This is a genomic window from Polaribacter sp. SA4-10 (assembly GCF_002163835.1).
Taxonomy (GTDB): domain Bacteria; phylum Bacteroidota; class Bacteroidia; order Flavobacteriales; family Flavobacteriaceae; genus Polaribacter.
Genome location: NZ_CP019331.1, coordinates 1,124,956 through 1,142,094 on the forward strand (window position 1 = coordinate 1,124,956; position 17,139 = coordinate 1,142,094).

Annotated in this window: 14 protein-coding genes and 1 pseudogene; 6 read left to right on the top strand and 9 right to left on the bottom strand. The window is 31.0% G+C overall.

Annotated features, from left to right (window positions below):
* Positions 1-144: 144 nt before the first annotated feature.
* The 5 genes and pseudogenes from BTO04_RS05040 to BTO04_RS05060 form a co-directional block, all read right to left on the bottom strand.
* On the bottom strand, positions 145-1,413 hold the full coding sequence (locus BTO04_RS05040; RefSeq protein WP_087563461.1) for a DUF2130 domain-containing protein: 1,269 nt from the start codon (positions 1,411-1,413) through the stop codon (positions 145-147).
* 61 nt (positions 1,414-1,474) lie between these two features.
* Complete coding sequence (locus tag BTO04_RS05045; RefSeq protein WP_087563462.1) at positions 1,475-2,473, bottom strand: YafY family protein; 999 nt, start codon at positions 2,471-2,473, stop codon at positions 1,475-1,477.
* Positions 2,474-3,339: 866 nt separating this feature from the next.
* A pseudogene (locus tag BTO04_RS15480) lies at positions 3,340-3,483 on the bottom strand (ATPase); the annotation flags it as partial.
* 257 nt (positions 3,484-3,740) lie between these two features.
* Positions 3,741-4,175 (bottom strand): hypothetical protein, encoded by a 435-nt coding sequence (locus tag BTO04_RS05055; RefSeq protein WP_087563463.1) that lies wholly within the window; start codon positions 4,173-4,175, stop codon positions 3,741-3,743.
* Between the two features lie 239 nt (positions 4,176-4,414).
* Positions 4,415-4,612, bottom strand: coding sequence for a hypothetical protein (locus tag BTO04_RS05060; RefSeq protein ID WP_087563464.1), 198 nt, complete (start codon positions 4,610-4,612; stop codon positions 4,415-4,417).
* 468 nt (positions 4,613-5,080) lie between these two features.
* Here BTO04_RS05060 and BTO04_RS05065 point away from each other — a divergent pair, with 468 nt between their 5' ends.
* From BTO04_RS05065 to BTO04_RS05090, 6 genes are all read left to right on the top strand, one after another.
* Positions 5,081-6,385, top strand: a complete 1,305-nt coding sequence (locus tag BTO04_RS05065) for a site-specific integrase (RefSeq protein ID WP_232455954.1) — start codon at positions 5,081-5,083, stop codon at positions 6,383-6,385.
* A complete protein-coding gene (locus tag BTO04_RS05070; protein ID WP_087563466.1) occupies positions 6,385-7,350 on the top strand; it encodes a hypothetical protein in 966 nt (321 codons plus the stop codon). Before BTO04_RS05065 ends, BTO04_RS05070 begins: the two co-directional genes overlap by 1 nt.
* 210 nt (positions 7,351-7,560) lie before the next feature.
* Complete coding sequence (locus BTO04_RS05075) at positions 7,561-7,767, top strand: hypothetical protein (RefSeq protein WP_087563467.1); 207 nt, start codon at positions 7,561-7,563, stop codon at positions 7,765-7,767.
* A gap of 10 nt (positions 7,768-7,777) precedes the next feature.
* Positions 7,778-8,812 (top strand): AAA family ATPase, encoded by a 1,035-nt coding sequence (locus tag BTO04_RS05080; RefSeq protein ID WP_087563468.1) that lies wholly within the window; start codon positions 7,778-7,780, stop codon positions 8,810-8,812.
* 1 nt (position 8,813) lies between these two features.
* Positions 8,814-9,071, top strand: a complete 258-nt coding sequence (locus tag BTO04_RS05085; protein ID WP_087563469.1) for a hypothetical protein — start codon at positions 8,814-8,816, stop codon at positions 9,069-9,071.
* Positions 9,061-9,930 (top strand): DUF6371 domain-containing protein, encoded by an 870-nt coding sequence (locus BTO04_RS05090; protein ID WP_087563470.1) that lies wholly within the window; start codon positions 9,061-9,063, stop codon positions 9,928-9,930. The genes BTO04_RS05085 and BTO04_RS05090 overlap by 11 nt, the downstream gene beginning before the upstream one ends.
* An 885-nt stretch (positions 9,931-10,815) precedes the next feature.
* Here the strand turns inward: BTO04_RS05090 and BTO04_RS15625 are convergent.
* From BTO04_RS15625 to BTO04_RS05105, 4 genes are all read right to left on the bottom strand, one after another.
* Positions 10,816-10,950 carry a hypothetical protein gene (locus BTO04_RS15625; RefSeq protein WP_302849206.1) on the bottom strand — a complete coding sequence of 45 codons (135 nt, stop codon included), beginning with the start codon at positions 10,948-10,950 and terminating at the stop codon, positions 10,816-10,818.
* A 190-nt stretch (positions 10,951-11,140) separates the two neighbouring features.
* Positions 11,141-13,609, bottom strand: coding sequence for a TonB-dependent receptor (locus BTO04_RS05095; protein ID WP_087563471.1), 2,469 nt, complete (start codon positions 13,607-13,609; stop codon positions 11,141-11,143).
* 114 nt (positions 13,610-13,723) lie between these two features.
* Positions 13,724-15,628, bottom strand: a complete 1,905-nt coding sequence (locus tag BTO04_RS05100) for an arylsulfatase (RefSeq protein ID WP_087563472.1) — start codon at positions 15,626-15,628, stop codon at positions 13,724-13,726.
* Between the two features lie 20 nt (positions 15,629-15,648).
* Positions 15,649-17,127 (bottom strand): sulfatase, encoded by a 1,479-nt coding sequence (locus BTO04_RS05105; protein ID WP_087563473.1) that lies wholly within the window; start codon positions 17,125-17,127, stop codon positions 15,649-15,651.
* Between the last annotated feature and the right edge of the window lie 12 nt (positions 17,128-17,139).

Genomic DNA, 17,139 nt, shown 5'->3' on the forward strand with positions numbered 1-17,139 from the left:
TTATTTATAATCCCCATCTCCTTCTACAACAATATTTAATCCTTCATTCATTTCTATCTCATTAACATCTATAACATCACTAAATAAAAGTGCTGCCAAAATATCGCGTACTTGTTTAAAGTGTTGGTTTTATTCCACCTCATCCTAAAGCCCATCAAACTTCGCTTTCATCGTTGGGTTGCTATGCGTTAATTTTTTAATCGTTAAATCGTCTGCTTTATTGTTCGCTAAACGTAAATTATTAACTGAAGCCAATAAAGCGTCTTTCGTTTTTTGTAAGTGATCTATTGTTTTATCTATCTCATCCATAGCCGTTTTAAACTGGCGGCTTGCTAAATCATAATTACGGGCAAACCCAGTTTTAAAATCATCAATCTTATCTTCAAAATTGGTAATGTCTATATTTTGATTTTTCATGATGCTCAATTCTGCCTTATACTCTAAAGACTTCATTCCTGCATTTCGCAACAAGGTAATCATTGGGATGAAAAATTGTGGACGAATTACATACATTTTTGGGTATTTGTAGGAAACATCTACAATACCAGTATTGTAAAAGGCATTATCTGCTTCTAATATAGATACTAACACAGCATACTCACAACCTTTGGCTGTGCGGTCTTTATCTAGTTTTGCAAAGAAATCTTCATTCTTCTTTTTAGATACGGTTAGGTCATTTTCACTTTTCATCTCAAACATTATTGAAATGATTTCGTTATCATTTTGATCGGCTTCTTTGTAAATATAATCGCCTTTTGTACCACTAGAAGCATCATTGTCTTTCTCAAAATAGGCATTTTGGAATGCCGTTGCTCTAAGTTTATTAAACTCATTTTCGCAATGCAACTCTAAAGTTTCACCAGACATTTTGGTAGATAGTTTTTGCTTGTAATCATTTAGACGTTCAATTTCTTCATCTTTTAATTGCAAATCTTTTGCTACGTGCTCTAATTCTCTTTTAAAATCTGCTTGCAAGGATTTTTCTAACAATTCTCTTTCCGTATCTTTTGCTTTTACATCGTTTTCCAACTGATCTTTTTTTCTTTCGAGATCTCGGACTGCATTAGAAAGTTCTAGTTTCTTTTCTGCTTCTCCTTGATTGATTTTAGATTGTAACTCTTGAATCTTTGCGTCTTTTTTAGAAACCTCATCAACCAAGTCTGATTTACTTTTGAATTTTAAGGCATTTATCTCGCTCTCTTTAGCTGCTAATTGTTGTTGAAACGCATTTTTTAATTCAGCTTCTTTTAATTGCAATGCTGATTTTTTCTCATTGTTTGCAGTTTCTAAACGATTCGTTAACTCATCCTGAAATTGCTGGTCACGCACTTGTTTTACAATGTCTGTATATACAGAATCGTCTACTTTAAAAACTTCTTTACAATTGGGGCATTTTACAGTATTGTCTTTCATAACTTTTTATTTGTAATTATTCTACAAATTTAGGATTGATGTGTGCAGGGTGATTGCAGGGTTATTTCAAATAATATTTATTCATTGTATTTGCTTGTTCTAACATTTGCTCTTTTAAAACTCTTGGCCCCAGTACCTCTATGTCTTGACCATAAGATAGTAACTGTTGCACCAATTCTTTATTGATAATTGTTTCAAACCAAACTTGATCTTGTTTATCTTCCTCAAAATACTCCTCATAATCTGGCTGAAACGGTTTTGTTTTAAAATAGTTTTCTCTACCATTATAAAAACGTAAAACTACTTTTACTATTTCAGCATCCTTAGGTCTTACCACACCTACCATGATTCTGAAAAAAGTTTCCCAATCGACTTTTGTCTCTATATAAGCTGCATCTTCAATTACCTCAAACTTTATTAGTCTTTCATCTAAAGGGATGCTCCATTCTTTAATTTCGTTGGTTTTATTCAATCCAAAAACAAACCACCTATTATTATATTGCTTTAAGATATGTGGATGGAATTGAAAAGTAGTAGCAATATCATCTTGAAAACCCTTAAAAGTTATTTGTAATACTTGTTTCTTTTTAATAGCAAGATATAAAGGTTTTAAATGCTTAATTCCTTTATACTCTTCATTACTGTCGTAAAATAAGGTTTTAGAAATGTCATTTTCTTCCTCATCATCTTGAAATTTTATTAAAGCTTCTGAAAGTTTGTTGTATTTTGGATGATTTTCAAACCTTTCTAATAATTGTTGCGCAGCAGTAATTAAATACTGCTCATACCCCAATAACGGTTTTTGTGCAATTGAAAAATTAGTATCTGTATATCTTAGAATTCGAATATTTTCTGGAAGTGGTGCAGAGAATCCATTGTTTTTATCTCTGAAAACTTTTATATCGTCTCTTAATGTTCTAATAGAGATGCCTTCTCCTGGATATAGTTCTGCAATCTTCTCATTTAAAAAACTTAATAGCTCGTTAAATGTAAAAGATTTATTGCGGAAACAATAGTCTAGAAAATTATATCTTATATGTGCATGCTTACTGTTTGCCATTAACTTTTCTCTTTTTCAATAGATTGATTCCATTCATCTGCATTGAGCTTTCTTGTGCCATGTGTTACTATTAATAGTCACGCCAACCGGAGTTCTTCCATTTTTTTAAGCCAAAACTTAGTGAAATTAGTGTTAAATTTTAACATTCTCTTACGTATTAATACCCATTTTTTTAAAAAATAGGTTTATTTGTTTATACGTGCTTATAAATAGAAATTTCAGCCCTTTATTGATGTCTGTCTATTGGATATGCATATAAACGTATCTTAATTTTCAAGCAAAAACAGATGTTATTAAAAATTTAATTATGCTTTTTTTCATGTGGACTTAGTATTTATGGGGTGTTTTAAACTTTAACTATTTTTTTTTCTGTAATTGAAGACCTTACTTTTTAAGGTGTCCGTCAAAGATAGTTGGCTAAAACATTTCGATCTTGCGGGAAACCGCAGTTTAGCCTGTGGATTACCGCAATAAAAAAGATGAAAAAATAATTATCCACAAACAAAATTTCCTTACCTCCTTTTAATCTCTTTACTCACTTTCTTTTGATTGTGGGGAGCAAGAAATTAGAAATAACAACATCAATAAGAATGTTGACTGATTAAATCCTTTTTACATAGAATGTTTGATTTAAATTTGAATAAATGTAAAAATACTTTTTAGCAGTTTTCACTTCGCTTATTTATCGTAGTGTTATTGTAAGTAAACGTATTATTTTTCTTTTTCACAGCAATTTCCTCCACCTCTCTATAGAAGTGGCGTTTTTATTTTTTATAAAATTTAGCAACTTTCTATTGATGAGATTGCCTTACTTGGCCTACACGCAGTAAAAGCTGTAAACTCCTAGAGATAATATTTTTAAAAATCTATTTTCTTTTATCTCTACAATTTTTATCGAACGCAATTAAGTTAAATAGTTCACGCATTCTTGATCGTACACGATTCCCATACCTCTCTTCTATTTCATCTGCGTTGCCGTTTGCAATGCTATGTGTTTTGATTTTATTCGTTGCCAAACCATACATCTGATCTTTTACAAAAACTTTGTGAATATTGTGAAAAAGAAAAAATAATAAATTTTCAGAAAAATAACCCAAGTTTAGAATCGCAATGGAGAGCACTAATTTTAATTGGTGAAAATAGATAAAGACTAAAGTCATGAAATCTACTTAATTAATGCATTAAAGAACCAAGCTAATAATGTGAAAAACATTTCGATTTCTAAAAAAAAATGTACAAATATTAATAATTCAAGGATTATTTAAGTTTAAAACTGAAAAGTACTCGAAAGATAGACCACTATACCTTGAGTCAAATCAAAATATGGAATCTGTCCCATGTGGTTTGGAGGTAAATTTTTAATTTTATGATACCTTTTTACACTAGCAGCTAATTTTAAAAAATCTCCCTTTGTTGCTGGTTTATCTTCCTCACGTGTAAAAATATTTTTAGCAAACTCAACTATACCTGTTCCAATTGCAGCGTTTGCAACTCCAGCCGTACTTATTTGATCTACTTGCATCTTACTTGTCACCTGCTCTTCTTCTTTTATTTGAAGATTAGTGGACTTTAATGCTAGCCCAACATTTTTAAAACGATGAAAGGATACCCGACAGGAATCACTACAAAACTTCTGAATTTTTCTTCTTTTGGGGATAAATTCTTTTTTACAATATTGGCACGTGTAGCAGTGATTTTCCATATTTAATTAATTTACGCGTTAATTGTACGTACAATTAACGCATAAATTAATTAATACACAATAATTATACTTTAATCTTATACCAAATAAAAGATTAACTAACTGAATAAAAAATTATTCAGGAAAATAATTATTATTTTTTAATTTTGAATACACTTTCCAGCAGGAAATCTTGTGCCTCAAAATCTGTAATTAATTTCTCTTTTTTTTTAAACTTTTAGAGGAATAATTTCTTCTTGTTATAATATTGGAAGTTTGAAATTTTTAATAATATTGACTCTCATATAATCTTCTTCTTCTTCTTCTTGTGTTTTTCTAAAGTCTGGAAAATCATCAGCAACACTTCTTTTATGTTTCCTTAAAGCTTCTTCTTGTAATATAAAATGACCAATATATTTTTTAAATCTTTCATCAACTCCCCCATTCACATCATTCATTATTAATATAATGCATCACAAATAAATGTTCTTGATACTTCTTTATCAGAAACGAAAACTGTGCTGGTTCTAACTTTATTTGAAACTCTATTAAATCGAATAAATTTTCGTCTAAAACAATTGAAGAGTGTCTTTAAATTGGATAATAATAAAAGATAATTCAATCTTTAAATAGTATATCCAACTTGTTAAAAAAATGAGTAAATTGCATACAGAAATTTATAATAATAATCTGGTCTAAACTGAACACGTTTTTGAACACGATTTAAAATAAAAAAAAGGTTATTTATCACGTTTTAAGCACTTTAACTTGAATTCATAACCCTGAGGTCACGGGTTCAAATCCCGTTTTCGCTACAAGTATAAACTTAAATTAAATCAACGAATTGTGTCTCACAATTCGTTTTTTTTATGCCTTCATTTTTCTTACTTTTACAAAGAGTACACGATAAGGTACACGATTCAGCTATGAAATTGAATTATTCAGAACCAAAAATATTTACTGGAGGTATTGATATTACTTCTTGGTCTAAATTACCTGCCAAAGAAAAAAAAATAGCATTATCCAAAAGTTGGTACATTTATTATTCATTTAGAAACCCAGCTACAGGGAAATTAGTAAGACAAACAAGTATTAAAGCTGGAGCCAACCTTTATAAAGACAAAAAAAGTAGGTATTATATATTGACTCAATTAAAAGAGAGTTTGGTGTATGTTTTATCAAAAGGTTTTAACCCTTATGAAGATAATTCTTCCTTAGATCAATTTATTGAGCAACTTCTTTCAGATAAAGAAAGTGATACAAAAACCAAAAAAAAAGCTACTGTAAATCCTTCATTTGTTACAGTTAAAAGTAAAAAAGAACAACTCCCCTTCTGCTCTATTAAAGAGTCTTTTGACTTAGCTCTAAAAACAAAGTCAAAAGTTTTAAATCCAATTTCTTATCAAAACTTTAGCAGTCGAATTAATAGATTTAGTAAATGGTTAGTTTTAGAGAAAATTGAATTAAAAAATGACATTTCAACAATAAACAAGAAACTTGTAATACAATATTTGAATACTGTATTACAAGCTACTAGCCCTCGAAATAGAAATAATACACGAACAGATATCAGTTCATTATTTCAAACATTAGAGGATAATGAAATGATACAAGATAACATTATAAAAAAGATAAATGTCTTAAAATCTGTACCAGAAAGAAATAAAACATATACTACCAGTGAACAAAATAATATTTTTAAATACTTAAAAGAGCGTGATACAATTTTGTTTTTATTTGTTCAATTTGTATCATTTAATTATTTAAGACCTGTTGAAGTTTGTCGTCTTAAAGTTAGGGATATCGATTTAATAGATAAAAAAATATATGTGAGAGCTAAAAACAAACCTGTTAAAATTAAAATAATCCCTAACATATTAATTGAGCAACTTCCTGACATTTCAAAACTAAATAAAGATGATTTTTTATTTACACCTGATAAAATTGGAGGTATATGGGATACAAAAGAAAATAATAAAAGAGATTACTTTACAAAACAGTTTAAGAAAGTAAAAGACCATTTTGGTTTAGGTAAAGATTATGGCTTATATAGTTTTAGACACACATTTATTACCAAATTATATAAGGAAATGGCAAAAACAGCAACTCCTTTTGAAGTAAAAAGTAAATTAAAATTAATCACAGGTCACAGAACAATGGATGCACTAGAATTATATCTACGTGATATTGATGCAGTATTACCTGAAGATTATTCAAAACTATTAAAGTAATGGAAAATAAATATTTTGGAAAACTTCCTTTGGAACTATATGAGAACAAAAAACTAGAAGAAATTATAGACTATTTATCCGAGAATAAAGTATGTACGAAAACGGCAGGTGTAAGTTATATTGTTGAACACAAAAAAACCAACGATTTAGGAGTAGATTCTTCAAAAATTAATCATAAAGAAGCCTATAGCAGCCTTAATTTTGAAGATAATTTAATAAATGAACTTTATAGATTTCTCTTAACCCATTATACACGAGGACTTGGAGATTACATAATGGTAGATTTAAATTTATCAAAAGAAACTTTCGGCATGCCTTATAAAGATAAAAGAAATATAGCTTTGAAATATTTTAATCTTTATTTTGGTGAAATTTCAATTCCTATACAGTTTTCGTTTACTTTTGATGATGACAGAAATATTATACCAGCAACCAATTTTCAAAAACTAAAAAGGGTACGTGATGAATTAAAAGGTAATCTCACAAAAAATATTGATCTACTTCTACCATACCTAGCAGGAGAATTAAGTTTTTTTAATCGAGAACTTTTTGAAACAAACACAACAATAACAAAAATTTTTCATTTTGAAAATATACTCAAAATACTTATTAAAATTAATAATGAGTATAAATTTGAAGAAGATGATATTTTTACTCCTCCTCCAATATCAAAAATCATTTATGAAGAATATTCAGATCAATTTCATTGTTTAAAACAAGTTAAATTTATAGAGAATCAAATTACCTCGAATGAGAAAGTAAACAGAGCTTTTATTGTTAGCCTTTTTCATTTTTTTAGCAATAAATTAAAAATAAAAACACCTTCTGGTAAAATTTTTGGAGAAATTATAAACAATTACTTTGGCTGCGATTTTGGTGAGATTGGATTGAATGGATCAGAAGGTAATAGACATTACACAAGAATCGAAAATTTTAAAAATGAATGGGAAAGCTTCACAAATTAGCAGCTCTTTTTAAACATTTCCCGTAAATTTTAAAATTCCCCACACATCCCCCACACATTACCCCTTTTTCTTCCCTTGTAACACATTCAATGTATCACGTAATTGCAGTTAATTAAACGCTGTTAATTAAGACGTTACATTATTCATGTAATTCATAACACTTTTTAGCAAGCATTTATTATTTATTAATAATACTTAAACAAACGTAAAATGAGTACAACAATCAATTTCAGAATTGCAGATGAACACAAGAAACATCTTCAAATTTTAGCAGAAGAAAAGGGCGTAAAAGTGTCGGTTATAGTAAGAAAGATAATAACAGATTATTTGGAGCAACTTGATAATGAGAATCAAGATTTAGAAATTCCTGAAGAGATAATTCTCTATATTCCTGCGAATAATTATCCAAATAATTAAAGTCGACTTTATGTTTCAAAATAAAATCGATGTCATAACTAAAGATTTAGCAGACAATCAAAAACTACTCGAAAACAAAAATCAAGAGAGTAGTTGTTTGGTTGTAAAAAAAGCCAATACTTGGATTGAAGAAGCTAAAAACAGACCCATTCCTAATATGTTATTTAATGAATTGTGGTATGAAAAAGAAGTTTGTATTCTCTTTGCTGATACAAACTTAGGTAAGTCAATTTTAGCGGTCCAAATTGCAGATAGTATTAGTAGAGGAATTGCTATTCCAGGCTTTAAACTAGAAAGTAAACCTAAAAAAGTATTGTATTTAGATTTTGAGTTGTCTGATAAACAATTTGAAAACCGTTGCTCAGAAGAATATCAAAACCATTATCAATTTAGTGCTAACTTTTTAAGAGCTGAAATTAATACTGAGCTTGAAATTCCTAAAGAGTATAAAGGTATTGAAGATTATTTATGTGCTACACTAGATGTAATTATTAAAAATGATGATGTCTCAGTTTTAATAATTGATAATCTTACTTTTTTAAGCAGTGAAAATGAGAAGGCAAAAGATGCTTTAGTATTAATGAAAACTCTTAAAAAATTATCAAAATTAGAGAATTTATCAATACTTGTATTGGCTCATACACCTAAAAGAGATGAATCTAAACCTATTAGTATAAATGATTTAGCAGGAAGTAAAATGTTAATGAACTTTTGTGATAGTTCATTTGCAATTGGCACCAGTTCTCAAGAAACATCATTGAGATACATAAAACAAATTAAGCAACGTAACACAGAGCATTTATACCATACTGATAATGTAATAATATGCAGTGTTGAAAAGGATACTAACTTTTTAGAGTTTCAGTTTATAGAGTTTGGGTTTGAGAAGGATCATCTTAAAACTTATGACACTTCAGATTTAGAAAAAAGAGATGAGCAAATGAAACTATTTATTTCAGAAGGTTTGTCTAATGTAAAGATTGCTGATAGATTAAACTTGTCAGAAGGAGCTATAAGAAAAAGAAGAAAAACCATAGGTCTTTAAGATGATTGCAGCTGATGTTTATACGATAGCAAAATCTCTTCATAAAGAAGAGTTTATCAAGCTATCCAATATGCTCAGAAGCGATGTTAATAAAAGTGATGTGAAATTAAAAAAGAAAAACGTACTACCTGACTTCAAAAGAGAAGATGGTTTGCGTTATTTATTAGAAAATCATATTAGAAAAGGCAAAAAAATAATCGTACCATTCGTACCTAAAAATAAGTACGAATGGTACGAATTAAAACAAAATGAATCATAAATACAAATACAGTTTAGATAAAACCAGTAGAAAATTTATTTGTCCTAATTGCAATAAGAAAACTTTTGTGAAATTTATTGATAATGATACAGAACATCATTTAAATGATGCCGATGGCAGATGTGATAGAGAAAGTAAATGTGGCTATTTTAAAAAACCAGACAACAATTTTATTGCAACTACAAGCAATAATTGTATCACAGATGTAATACAACCTACATATCACAAACCAACAATACTGCAAGAGTTTTGTAACACAAAGCAACAAAATAATTTTGTAACCTATTTATTACAACATTTTGATAGAAAAGACGTGATACAAGCAATAAATAGGTATCACATTGGCACAACAAACTATTGGCATGGAGCAACAGTATTTTGGCAAATAGACGCAAAAAATGTAATACGAGGTGGTAAGATAATGCAATACAATTGTGATACAGGAAAAAGGGTACAAGTACCTTTCAAGCATGTAAGTTGGATACACAAACAATTCAAATTAGACAATTTTGTATTACAACAATGCCTTTTTGGGTTACATAATTTGACTCACGTTATTAGAAAAGGAGATATAGTTTGTATCGTCGAATCCGAAAAAACTGCAATAATAATGAGCATTGTATTACCAAATTTTCTTTGGCTAGCTAATGGTAGTAAAACTGGTTTTAAAGAGAAAATGTTACAACCGATAAAAGAGTATAAAATTGTAGCTTATCCAGATAAAACAGAATATCATAATTGGTGTAAAATTGCAAATTCATTAATTAGACAAGGTTATAAAATTGAATGTAGTAATTTAACAGAAAATATAGATCTTGAAGATGGAGGTGATTTAGTAGATTTTTTATACAATAATTAGTCTTTTATTTTATTGCGAATTGATTTCAAATTGAATTTTTACGTGAGTAGTCACAAGTAAGACCAAAGTTCTATTATCAGCACCTCCACTTTATAAAATTTCAATAAATTGTTAATCAATTAGTTGAGTTTTTTTTTATTTTAATATTTGTACGATTTTTGTACGACTAACTTGTTTTAATCTATTATTTCATAATAAATATCGTAAAATAAAGTTGTTTTTTAAACTTCATTTCGTGCATTTCCTACATTATTATTATTATTATTATGGAAGGAGCAGCTTCCGCTCTTGTTAATTATCTATTTGCATGCTATATTTTAATCAACAAGCACCAGATCTAGAGAACTAAATAAAAATAAACTGGAGCAATAACTAATAAAAACCTGAAAAAATCCGAGAACATTATTGAATTTATAAGCTTATACTCTTAAATATATCGGTTTTCTTTTAGGGGGGAATCTTCGTGAGATGGGGTATAACCCTAAGGTTCTTTAAATCTGAATAAAAAAATCACTAACTCACTAGCTATCAAATAATAACCTCATTAACACTACATACAAGAGATGAAGCATTCTATTTTTCCTATGTTTTGTTTAGGGTTGTAAAACTTCGAGCAGGGGTACCCCATTGTCTCTTAGTGTAAGATATTTTATTATAATTGTACTTTTTAAAGTTAAGGTTCGTGAAATTCATCAAAAAGTGTGATTTTATAATCAGTAAACCAATAATAAAATAATATCTTTAGTATTTAGCGAGAATTATATTACATAAAGTTATCATATCTACTTTATTTTAATAAAAAACGACTTCATATCACATGAATTCAAGAAGAAAATTTATAAAAAAAATTCACCCTAAGCCTATTGTCCAACACCTCTAAACCCCTTATAACCCTAATAAAAAAAGGATTAACGTTGTTATTAGCTCTATGTTTTGTTCAGAACTGTGAAAAGTGGCGTATGGATAAAAACTTCTGTCTTTATGTAAAATTAAATCTATAGGCATATCTTTTTTCTTCAATTTAGCTGTTTTTTATTGTTTTTCGTTGTTACTTTTACTGGAACTACGTTTGATTTTCGAATAAAGAAAATGTTACTGGATAGGCAAAGTATGAAGCAATCTTATTATAATCAGCATACACAAAGGCTTTACCATATTCTACCTAATTGTCTATTATCTTCTTTTCAATAAAGGCCTTTTTTATTCTCTTTTAAAACTCTCTTTTACTAAATTCACTATCAATAAATTTTGATTTATTTTTTCCATTTTTAAACGTGTATGAAAGATTTAGGAATACCATATCCACTTCATAAATATAATTCGTGGTTGTAAAGAATTCATTTGTTCTAAATGTAGTAATGCGCTGTTCGTTCGTATTTAGCATTCCCAAATCAATATTTTGCCATTGTAGGGTCGCTGTTAATCTACTCTCCAGAAATGATTTTTGAAAAGTCAAATTTGGGGAATAAAACCTAGAATCTTCTCCTTGAGCTGTTATTCTTTCAGAGAGGTAGTTAAACGTAAATTGCAATGATGCATTTTCCCAAAAACTGTAAGTTGAATTTAAATTGATTGAATATACAGTTGCCTTAGCGTTGATTGGTCTATTATCAAATTCTCCGTCAATTTGATAGCTATAGATATTAGTTCCAATAAAATTGCTCCAGTTTTTAGTAGGTTTTAATTGCGCTCCTAATTCTAGTCCAATGGTTTTGGCATCACCTACATTTGAGTAAATTCTATTTAAAATAGTGTCGTTAAATATGGTGTTTACTCTATTTACTACATTTTTCACATTTCTATAATAACCAGTCGCAAAAATAGAATTACCTCTTTTTAATTTTTTATTTATGCTCAATTCGACCAAATCGATAAATTCGGGTCTAAGTTCTGGGTCTCCTTGTTCTAAAGTTTCAGAATGTTCACGTTCTGGAAAAGGATTCATTTGAAAAGTAGATGTCCTTTCTACACGTTTGCTATAAGCTGCTTTTATGTTTGTTTTTTCATTGATACTATATTGTACAGATGCCGATGGGTAAAGTTTTGTGAAATCAAATTTGAATGTTTCATCTATTGTATTTGCTTTATCTTTCAGTTCCAAGGTTCTATCCATAACCTCAACTCTTGCGCCAGCAGTATAATCCCATTTGCCATTTTTTCCTGAAAATTGACCGTAAAAAGCGTGAATATTTCTTTTTAAGTTAACCTCACTTGAAAACTCTGGCACTAATTCAAAATCATCATTAAAATCGGTTCGTCTTTCATACACAAAATCGCCAGTATGGTCTAAATTCCTATATTGATAACCTGCATCTAATACGCCTGATTTAAATGGCTTGAAAGTATAATCTATCTGTAAACGAACGCCGTGCAAAGGGTTTTCATTTGTATTGAATTCATCTTGATAAAGTATTGAATTATCGGGAAACCCAAAGTTTTGATTTACTGTGGGACCACCTAAAAGTGTGTACTCATACAAAAATGATGTAGATAGCTTTGAGTTATTTGAAAAAGTGTGCTCATAATCAAAACTTCCTAGCGCAAAATCACTTTTTCTTTCTCTTAGGTTATGGTTAAAATATTGAAACGTATAAAGCCTATTATCACTTTCTGCAGGGAAAACAGCGTGATTGTCAAAATAAACGATATCTGCCAACCTATCCTTACTACGTTTACCTGCAAAAAGCCCAAACGAAAATACATTGGTAGAACCTGGTGTAAAGTCGATATTAAAACGACCACTATAGTTAATTTCATCAAAACTACGCTCGCCAGTTGATGGAAACTGTGTTTTTACGTCATCTATTATGGTAAAGACATCTCCTTCTCGCCTACCACCTAAATCATTACGTTGGTAATTTGCACCTAATGATACATTCCATTGATCATTTCTAATATTGTATGTAGCGTCTATTCCATAACGTTGATGAACTTTATCGTTACCATAAGTTTCAATAGAAGGGAAACCTCCTTTGAAGTTTATTTGTCCAAAAGCACCATCTACAGCTCCTTTTTTCGTTATAATATTCAAAATCCCTGCTTTTCCCTCTGGGTCGTATTTTGCTGATGGCGCCGTAATTACCTCTACACGCGCTATCGCATTTGCGGGTAGTTGTGCCATTAATGTACTGGCATTTCCTTGTACTGGTTTTCCATTAAGTAATACCACAAAACCAGAACTACCTCTTACGTTAATTTCGCCTTGACCATCAATACTTACGGATGGCAAATTTCGAATAACATCGATACCTGAACCTCCTTGAGCGTTTTTAAACTTGTCAGCATCAAAAACTTGGCGGTCTATTTTATTTATAACTGTAGCGCGTTCTCCTTGTATTACAAGTTCATTTAATGTATTACCTAATGTTAATCTTAATATACCCAAGTCTGTTGTTTTATTTGTGCTAACAACTGCAATACCTTGAATTGTTTTAACTTCGTAACCAATAAAAGAAGCTTCAAGGTAATATGTTCCTTTTTTTAAATTATCAAAAACGAAAACACCGTTAATATCAGTTATAACTCCAGTTACCAACTCATTGGTTTCTTGATTGTAAATAGCAGCAGTAGCATATTCTAATGCAAAATTTGTTTTGTCAACAATTTTCCCTGTTACTTGTGATAAAGCACTTAAACAGTTATACATTATTAATAAAATTAATGAAATATTTTTTATCATGATTTATATGTTTTAGTAGGAGTCTCCAGCTCCGTTATTAATAAGTCTTCTTTATATTTTATAAAACTTAAGAGAATTAAATCTATATCTATTATCATGAGTAGTTATATTTTATTACAGCTTCTTTAGCAACAATAACCTAAAATCCATTACCTGAGAACCAGGAACGTCAGTAGCTTTTAATGTCAATATTCCAGTTCCTTTTTCAAGATGAATAGCGCCAACTTTTATACGCTTAAATTCTTTCACAAATCCTTCGCCACGCGGATAAACATCGTCATTTTTTAGTAGTGGAGGATCGAATACCTCATTAATTTTAAAGTTAATTTTAGAGCTTTTGAAACTTAATTCGACAGTAGAACCAATATCCTTTTGAGAACACGTATAAAAAAGATCAACTTCATAGACGCCTTCCGTTAAAACTTCAGCATCGAAAGTAATCTTATCGTTTATTGAAGTCCAGTTTAATAGATACGAACTATTAGGCCAAATATTTGAACGTTTTATTTTCCCGTGGCCAATGGCATCGCGCGCTGGAAGTTGAGTTTGAAACACGCTGGGATGACCAATTGGAAACGAGCGAACGGCTTTTTCGTCTAACTCCGAAGCCACATTGTTTACCCATTTTTCTTTTGCAGCGAACAAGTTCTTATGAATTTCGGGAAATTTATCGGAGACATCGGTGCATTGTCCCAGATCGTTTTCCATATCGTATAATTTGTTTTGAGAATCTAAACGAAATTTCTGAGTTCGAAGGCTGGTTTTTCCTTTCCAGTAATTGTAAATAATTCGTTCGTCCCAATTTGGGTTTTCATCTAATAGTAATGGTTTTATACTAATTCCATCAATTGGTTTTTGTGTTTCAAACTGAATTCCGGCTAAATCAGCTAAAGTTGGTAAAAGGTCAATTGCACTGGTAATTTGTCTTACTTTTTTACCAGCTTTAAGAGTGCCTTGCCATTTCATTATCATTGGCGAGCGCACCCCTCCTTCATCGGTTGAACCTTTTTTGCCTTTCATTCCATCGTTCCAACGCACTCCGTTTGGGCCATTATCCGATAAATAAATAATGATGGTGTTTTCAGACAAACCTAATTCCTCCACTTTTTTTGTAATTCGTCCCACATTCCAATCGATATTTTCGCACATGGCTAAGGCAGCCTTTGTAAATGGTATGTCTTCTTTGCCTTTATCACGATTAAACATTTCTAATTCTTTGTCTTTGAAATTCTCCCAAAATCTATCGGGAACCTGCATGGGCGAGTGGGGCGTATTAAAAGGTAAATACAAAAAGAAAGGCTTGTTTCTGTTTTTTTCCATAAACTCGATTCCGTGTTGCGTGAAATCGTCTATTATAAAACCATTTCCTTTTACAATTTCCCCATTGTGCTCCAACATCGGGTTGTAATAATTTCCCCAGTGACCTGAACAAAATCCATAATAATCGTCGAAGCCTCTTGAGTTGGGATGGTAAGGTGCCTGCATTCCATTGTGCCATTTCCCATAGGCAGCAGTTGAGTACCCAGCATTTTTGAAAATTTCGGCAATGGTTGTTTCATCTAAATCCAATCGTTCGCCACCTGCTCCGGTAGACCAAACACCACCACGAACATGATAACGACCGGTTAATAATTCGGCGCGGGTTGGCGAGCAAACTGGGCTCACATAAAACCTCTCCAAGAAAACTCCGTCACTAGCTAGTTGATCAATGTTTGGAGTAGAGAGGTTTGTGTTTCCGGTCATGCTTAGATCCCCCCAACCCTGATCATCAGTTAAAATCAGAATAATGTTGGGTGGTGTTGTCTTTTCACTTACTTGTTCCAAGGTCGCTTGAACTTCATTTTTTTGTCTAAGTTCCGTTAGTTGAGCTTTAGCTTGCGGTACTGGAGAAATTGAAGAATCCTGCGGTTGACGCAATCCAAAATTCAAATTATAATTCTGTGAAAAAACCGATTGTTGGAAGCAGAAAACGGTCAAGATTATGAAGTAGCTAAATGATTTTTGTGGTCTTTTTTTCATCTTATAACTTTTTTTATCATCTATTTTGGAGATTGGTTAACTACTTGCCTTAACCACCAGTCCCTATCCACATTATACTTGTATTTATCCCGTAGCTTTTCCAACTTATTGCGAAGATTTTTCTCAACATCATCAAATTCAGAGTCATTGATTAAATTATTCATCTCTCCAGGATCCTTCTTTAAATCGTATAATTCGTCAATATCATCTTTAAGAAAATTATCCACCAGTTTATATCTCTCTGTTCTGACAGCGAGCATGTTTGGCCCTGCATCAGGATATTTATCGTCTACATAATATTCAAACATGGCAGCGTCCCGCCACGCTACCTCCTTGTTATCTTTTAAAAGAGGGACCATCGATTCTCCCTGCATATAACTGGGAATGTTGCTATTACTTAGATCAAGAAAGGTAGGTGCCATATCGATATTTAAACACATTTCTTTAATTTCAATACCTGGCTTAATCATTTTCGGGTATCTTATCAACATTGGAATCCGCATAGAGGGTTCATATGCAATGCGTTTATCCGAATATGTATGCTCACCCATAAAATATCCATTGTCACTTGTAAAAACGACAACGGTGTTTTCAAGCTCTCCAATTTCTTCAAGAGTTTCCAAAACTTTTCCCAAAGATTCATCTACAGCGATTAAAGTTTCCAGCATCTTTTTTATTTTTTCTTCCCGGATAGGCCAGCTTTTTCTCGGAAGAGAATCTACCCGTTGATATTTTTCGTGTTTTGAGCTATAAGCTTTAATTCTTTGCCATTCAGGCTTTCCTGAAAAATTCTCTTCGTGCGTATTAAAAGGCGGTTTTGGAATATCTTCCTTTTTATAAATATTTGAATGTCGCGGTGCAGGACTATGAGGTCCATGAACAGCTTTATGCCAAAGACAAAGATTAAAAGGCTTGTTTACATTTCTTTTTTCTTTAAGCCATTCTATTGCTTTATTTGTAAGGATGTCCGTCATATATCCTTTTTCACGATAATCCTTTCCATTTTCATTTACCATTGGATCAAAATATTTTCCTTGACCAATAAAACTAAACCAATAGTCAAACCCTGGGCGAACGTGTTTTTTACCGCGATAATGAGCCATGTGAATTTTACCAACCATTGCTGTTTCGTAGCCCTGCTGCTGAAGAATAGAAGTATAAGATGGATATTTTTTCCAGTTGGGATCAAGCTGACCCTTATTTTGAGTCGCACCATGAACATGGGGATATGTTCCGGTTAGAAAACTTGCCCTTGAAGGAGAACAAAGCGACTGTGTAACAAAAAAATTTGTAAAATTAGCCCCTTCTCTTGCCAATCGATCCATATTTGGAGTTTGAAGAAATGGATACCGGTCATAAAAACCCAAGGCATCATAGGCTTGATCATCAACCATAACAAATAAAAAATTTGGCGGCAATTTCTGTTTGTTTGATTGTGCTATCGAATCAAATGGTATTAATAGTAACAGAAGTACTACAAAGTGAATTTTTTTAGTCATCGTAAAAATTTT